This is a genomic window from Rhizobium sp. SG570 (genome assembly GCF_012275345.1).
GTDB lineage: Bacteria > Pseudomonadota > Alphaproteobacteria > Rhizobiales > Rhizobiaceae > Rhizobium > Rhizobium lusitanum.
Genome location: NZ_JAAZQI010000015.1, coordinates 163,241 through 169,519, shown reverse-complemented (window position 1 = coordinate 169,519; position 6,279 = coordinate 163,241). Strand labels below are relative to the sequence as shown.

The 6,279-nt window shown below is 56.1% G+C and carries 4 protein-coding genes and 2 pseudogenes; 2 read left to right on the top strand and 4 right to left on the bottom strand.

From position 1 onward, the window contains the following. Nucleotides 1-192: 192 nt before the first annotated feature. Both FHT28_RS36390 and FHT28_RS26655 read left to right on the top strand, forming a co-directional pair. Nucleotides 193-324, top strand: a pseudogene (locus FHT28_RS36390) (IS110 family transposase); the annotation flags it as partial. Between the two features lie 456 nt (nucleotides 325-780). Next, entirely contained in the window at nucleotides 781-1,512 is a 732-nt protein-coding gene (locus FHT28_RS26655) for a hypothetical protein (RefSeq protein ID WP_168597846.1), read from the top strand. A gap of 145 nt (nucleotides 1,513-1,657) precedes the next feature. Here the strand turns inward: FHT28_RS26655 and FHT28_RS26650 are convergent, their stop codons facing one another. The 4 genes and pseudogenes from FHT28_RS26650 to FHT28_RS26635 all read right to left on the bottom strand — a co-directional run. Further along, nucleotides 1,658-2,470 (bottom strand): calcium-binding protein, encoded by an 813-nt coding sequence (locus FHT28_RS26650; RefSeq protein ID WP_168597845.1) that lies wholly within the window; start codon nucleotides 2,468-2,470, stop codon nucleotides 1,658-1,660. Nucleotides 2,471-2,593: 123 nt separating this feature from the next. Further along, nucleotides 2,594-3,901, bottom strand: a complete 1,308-nt coding sequence (locus FHT28_RS26645; protein WP_168597844.1) for an HlyD family type I secretion periplasmic adaptor subunit — start codon at nucleotides 3,899-3,901, stop codon at nucleotides 2,594-2,596. Further along, nucleotides 3,898-5,592, bottom strand: a complete 1,695-nt coding sequence (locus tag FHT28_RS26640) for a type I secretion system permease/ATPase (RefSeq protein WP_168597843.1) — start codon at nucleotides 5,590-5,592, stop codon at nucleotides 3,898-3,900. The genes FHT28_RS26645 and FHT28_RS26640 overlap by 4 nt, the downstream gene beginning before the upstream one ends. A gap of 279 nt (nucleotides 5,593-5,871) precedes the next feature. After that, nucleotides 5,872-6,126, bottom strand: a pseudogene (locus FHT28_RS26635) (transposase); the annotation flags it as partial. Between the last annotated feature and the right edge of the window lie 153 nt (nucleotides 6,127-6,279).

The following is a 6,279-nucleotide window of genomic DNA, read 5'->3' as shown; positions in this document are numbered from 1 at the left end:
CGAAGCCGAGGAGCAGCACTACGCCATGCTGGACGAACCAGCCATGGCCGCATAACTTAAACCAAACGGCCTCCGGCAAACCCGGCGCGGTTCAGCTCCTCGTTCGCGGATCTCATCAAGGCCAGCGGCCATGTGCGGCGCGCAAAGGCCGGACATATGACCGCACCGTTCCAATGTATGAAATCGACTGAAAAAGCTCTTGCCATGCGGGCCGTTCCACGTATGGGGGCAAGGTCAGTCGCTCTGGCGAATAAAATGGCGCGCATCGCATGGGCGATCATGACCAGAGCCGGGAGCTATGAAGCAAACCTGGCAACGCAATAAGCAAGACGTTGTTCGAATTGCCCTTGGGCACAAAAGTTAGCGGCGTGACGAAGGAGTGATGTGAAGGCACAAGCGGAATGGACCGTACGAACCGAAGTACCCGTGGCATCGTATAGCGCGGCAAAGCGCGGTAAGTTGATAGGGATCGGTTTGAGCGCAAAACATCAGGGCCAGCGGCCATATCAAACCGCGCTTACAGGCCGGAGACATGACTGCACGCGACCCGCCAAGCTCAAACATCGCCTAAATCACCTTGCCAAGCGGGCGCCATCCAGACACGACACCACCACATTACTTATGGCGTCACGACCTCTATCCTTCAAACCCTAAACGTGGGTGCCACAGATCGCGGTAACCACCACCTTCTTGTGGGTGGTCTGCATTGCCATCTTGCGATGGCTAGGTCGGTGCAAGTTTCATCTGCCATAAACGCGGTAACGCCGTCAGGAGGCTTCCATGACTACGATTGCATCTTCCTTTTATCCCGTTAGCGCTAGCTATACCGGCACGAGCAATTCAAGCCAGCCTAGAAACGATAGTACATTTATCGAGGAGCCGCGAAAGGGAACCGCCGCGGACGCGACATCGGCAAATTCGTATGGTTCCCAATCGGCCGCCGATGCGGGACCATCTGCAGCTATTCTGAATTTCCAGTCGAAGATCGCTGAGGGAGCAGTTCTCGATCGCTCTGCCCTCAAGAGTCTTGGAAATACCTGGGAACTGTCGGATGATGTTTACGGAAATATCGTCAGCGGCATGCAAATGAGCCTTGAAGCGAATTACCGTACAATGCCTGAAGAGCCGGGCTTGTCCAGTGATCCACGCACAGACGCGTATGCAACCGTTGTTGTCGATGGCAAGGTGGTTGCGACGATCGACAATCAGGGTGTCGCCGGAACCGATAACGATGTGTTAGGCGCTAAGCTTAGCGATGCCCTGCTAGGTAGCATAAATGGTACCAATGGTCCGGATCTGGCTCAGGCACGGGCTGAGCAACTTGCGAGATTGCTTGGCGGTAAGATCGTCAAATCCGACAGCGCTATAGCTCAAAGTGCATTTAATTCACTACCTCCATCAGAGGCTGCGATGCCCTCGCTCGACTACGAAGCGATGAAGAAGGATCCTTTGTATGCTCAGGTTGAGACTCTGAAACAAAAAAGGGCTGATTACCTAACTCAGCAAAATTAGCCAGATGCCAGGCGATCTACGTGTATCGGCTACGCGTAGGTTACGCCTTGGTAGTTCCGATCTTATTTACTTCACTAGGGGAGGCTCATTGAAGAGCCTCCGCTACTCGTTCCTGCCTAACAATTTAGATGTGCCATGGCTCCGCTTATGCTGCCAAAAGCGAGGTCAAATCGTATATTGGACCGGTGCCGTTTGCTACAGCAAGGTTCTCGACGACATAATGTCCGCCAAGGAAAAAGTTCTCGATAACGACGGAGCTGCTGAGTGTTCCGTCAGCTGCGTCTGCCTGTGAGAAAATCCGAAGATTATCCCCGACTCGGTCTAGATTCCAATCGGCATCTGTGTAGCTGACGATAAGAAGATCCGTATCGTAAGTAGTCTCGGCGCGAGCTGAACCGGTATCGGTCACACCATCGTTGATAACGTCAAACCCCTGGGCGTTGAACTGGTATTGATCGTTCCCGGCTCCTCCCCACATTCGATCACTGCCTGCTCCTCCATCCATCACATCACCGCCGGCATCTCCGAAGAAGATATCGTCGCCAGCTTGTCCAAACATCCTGTCGTTGCCCGCTCCGCCGACGAAAGTGTCGTTCCCAGCTCCACCTTCCGCATAATCATTGCCGTCATCACCCCATAACCAGTCATTTCCAGCTTCGCCGTAGAGATTATCGTTTTCGGTTCCTCCGTGCAGAGTATCGTTGCCGTCTCCTCCGTAGAGGTTATCGATTCCAGCTCCGCCGGTCAGCGAGTCGTTTCCGGCGTAACCATAAAGTGTGTCTGCACCGTCTCCACCATCAATGCCATCATTATAGGCGCTGCCACGGATGGTATCATTTCCTGCCAATCCGTTCAGGTTCAGCCAAATCTGGGTGTCTGGCCAACCAGCCGGCGGCGCGTTCGAATAGGTCCGATAGTCCATAGTGTCGTTGCCGGTGGTTCCGCTAAATGTAGGCATGCTACTCTCCTCGGGTTGTCGGCGAACCACTCGCCGGTTTCGGTCGGGCACAGCGGGTCGGAGGTCGGAAAACCAAGCCTGCTGTGTCCGGTTCTTTCTGGCCCCTTACAAAGCCAGGAATCTTTACTCCTCCCGGAACACACGTTGCATGTGGTCACGGATCGGTTTGGTAAAGTACGAAATAACCTTGCGATCACCGGTGCGGATGAACGTCTCGACGGGCATGCCGGGCACCAGCGCCAGATCGCCAAGACGGTGGGCCTCGCTTTCTGGAATGGCAACGCCTGCCCGGTAAAAGCTTGCCCCAGTTGTCTTATCTGTTTCAAGATCTGCGGATACGCGGCTAACCGATCCTTGTAATTCCGGTGTCGTGTTGCGGTTGAAGGCCGTCAGCCGCAAGGTTGCAGGCTGAGCGAGTGCGATCTGGTCGATGTCCTGCGGTGATATTCGCGCTTCAACCGTCAGCGCACCGCCCTGCGGCACGAGTTCCATCAAGGTTTCGGCCGGTGTGATGACGCCGCCAACGGTATGGATTGACAGCAGATGAACCGCACCGGAGATTGGGGCCTTAATCTCCGCATGTCTCAATTTGTCGCGGGCGGTAACCTCATCCTCAGCAAGCGTTGCAAGCTTATTTTCGGTGTCGCGAAGTTCGCCGGCGACTTCCGTTCGCAAGTCCTGATCGACCTGGATGCGCCGAAGCTCCAGTTCCGCGATCTGTCCACGGGCGGATGCGATCAATGCGACCACCTGGCCGCGCTCACCACGCAGCCGCGCCGCATTGCGATCGAGCGTGTTAACTTGGCTGAGGGTCATGGCGCCCATGGCATAAAGCCGTCTCTTCCCCTCCAGCTCTTTTTCGATGAAGCCGATTTCATCATCCTTGGCTTGCTGCTGTGCAGCCAGACCCTTGATCTGTTCACGCAGCTGTTCGACCTGCTCCCCAATCTGGCTTTTTTGACCATCCCGCGATGATCGGCGATCGTCAAACAGCCGTCGCTCGCTGGCCATGGCTGCTTCAGCCGCCACGTCCAGCCGTGCTTTCAAGGCCGCCGGCGTGGCGACATAGTCCAGACCATCCCGCTCCGCCTCAAGCCGAGCTTGTCGCGCGTGGAGCTGCTGAATGTTTTTTTCGGTTGCCGCCAAAGTCGCCCCGACGGCCGTTGTATCGAGTCGGATGATCGTTTCACCTGCCCTGACCATCTGGCCTTCCTGGACCAGTAATTCGGAAACGGTCCCGCCATCCGGATGCTGCACCTTCTTGACGTATCCATCCACGGCCATGGTGCTCGAGGCAACGACGGCGCTGGATAATTCTGTCGTCGCTGCCCATCCCCCAACGCCGGCAAACAGGAATAGAATGATTGCGGTACCGCCGAGCAGATTTCGTGTCAGTGAGCGAGACAGCTTCTTTTGGAGAACGGCGGTCAAGCGCTCTCTCCCTCAACCACGGTCAGCGCAGGGGCCGTCGGGATTCGGGGGCGGCCTTGGTTCTGCTGCAGGCCTCTCAAAACCCTATCTCGCGATCCGAACGCCTTGGCAACGCCATTCTCCATCACCAGCAACATGTCGATCTGCGCAAGCACGCTGTTGCGATGAGCAACGACAATGACAATGCCGCCACGCGCCTTGACGCCCGCGATCGCTTGGGCGAGCGCCCTGTCTCCGTCCATATCGAGGTTGGAGTTGGGCTCATCGAGGACCACGAGGAAAGGATCGCCATAAAGGGCGCGTGCAAGCGCCACACGCTGGCGTTGCCCTGCCGACAGATTAACCCCATTGTCGCCAACTTGCGTTTCGTACCCGTCTGGCAATGCGACGATCATGTCATGCACGCCCGCGGCCTGCGCTGCGGCAATGATGGCATCGTGAGACGCATCGCGATTTAGGCGAGCGATATTGAGGGCAATCGTGCTCGGAAACAGATCCGAGCTTTGCGGCATGTAGCCTATATGACGGCCGCGCAGATCGGACGGCCATTGATCCAGAGCCGCGCCGTCGAGGCATATCTTGCCTCGTGCATGAGGCCATACCCCTGTAATGGCCCTTACTAGAGAGGACTTGCCGGAAGCACTCGGTCCGATAACGCCGATTGCCATACCCGCTTCGGCACGAAAGCTGACATTTTGCACTGTCATTCGCTGACGTTCACCGGGCGGAGCGGCGAAGACCCCTTCGATGGACAACGACTTTGAAGGAGCTGGCAGCGCGGTTCGTTCAGCCTCCGGCGGAAAGAGCTTGAAGACTTCCTCCAGACGTCGCCATGATTGGCGGGCAGCGACCATGGCACGCCAGTTGCCAATCACCTGTTCGATCGGCTGAAGGGCGCGAGCCAGAACCGTCGTTCCCGCGACGATCGCACCACCGCTCAGATCGCCTTCGATCACCAGCCAGGCACCCAGACCGAGAGCTCCCGATTGCACCATTTGCCGTATAGTCCGTGAGAGGCCGGAGGTGAGGCCGGCAATATCGCCTGTCTTGCGCTGCAACTCGGCACTGCGCTCATGCGCTTCATTCCACTGCGCCCCTGCCTGTGACAGCAGACCCATAGCCGCAATGGCTTCGGCATTGCGATGCAGGGCCTCGCCAAAGCGGTTCCGCACCGAGACCGCATCACTGATCTGCCTTGTCCGTCGGCGGGTCACTAGGTCGGTAGAGAGCGTTATGACGACAAGGACGACCATCGCCCCGACGGCAAGCCAGCCGATCAGTGGATGCAGGAAAAAGCAGATGGCAAGATAAACCGGCATCCATGGCAAATCGAAGAGTGCCATCGGGCCAGAGCTGGATAAGAACGATCGGATCTGGTCAGCATCCTGGGCAGGTTTGAGAATATCGTTGGTCATCCTCGTACGAAGTGACGCGCCGGCGATAACAGCAGCCACCCGAGTCGAAATCTTGGCGTCCATCACGCCCGCGATACGGCTCATAACCCGACCGCGAGCCAGTTCCAGAAGCCCCGAAAAGCCATAGAGAGTTGCGATCAAGATCAGGAGTGCAACTAGTGTCTCGACGCTCTTGCTTGGTATGACCCTGTCATAGATCTCCAGCATGAATAAAGGGCCGGATAGTGCCAGGAGATTGATGACACCGGAGAACGTCAGAGTTCCGATGAATGGCATAAGGTATTGTATCGATACAGGATTTTCTATCTGCGACTTGCCCAGATCCATTAATCAGCCCCCGGTAAACGTGGAACGGAGACTGAAGGATTTAGTCAATTGACGCAACCCTGGGGAAAGTTATGGTAGAATCGCACAACTATTTGATTCAACCGAGAAAAGCTCAGAATCTTGCGTGTTCGCAATTTAAAGTTTCATCAAAAATTCATTAATTGCGCTCGGCTTAATGTAAGAGTTGTTTCAATTTGACCTTCAGTGGAGCCTCTGCTCAGATCTTGTTCATTCCGGGTCATATCCAGCGGCCCTGAAGTAGTTTGCGCATTCCGCCGGAGTAAAGCAGGGTAGCAGAGCGCCGACTGCGTCCCACAGGGCGTCGATCTTTCGCTCTGCCCGGCCTCGCAACATGGCTTTCAGTTTGGAGAATGCACTCTCGATGGAGCTAAGGTCTGGGCTATACGGCGACAGGAACATGAGTTTGGCGCCGGCGCGCTCGATGGCATCGCGCGCACCGGATGTCTTATGGGCCGGCAGGTTGGGGTAGTTTAAATGTGTCCGGAAAACCTAAATCGCTCATGAGCATAGGATTTCGCCCCCCCTCCCGCAAACGACCCCTACAAGACTGACAACTTGACATCAATCTCGACGTAAAGCCTATTCTCCCCCCATTAGAGTCCATCAGAACGCTCG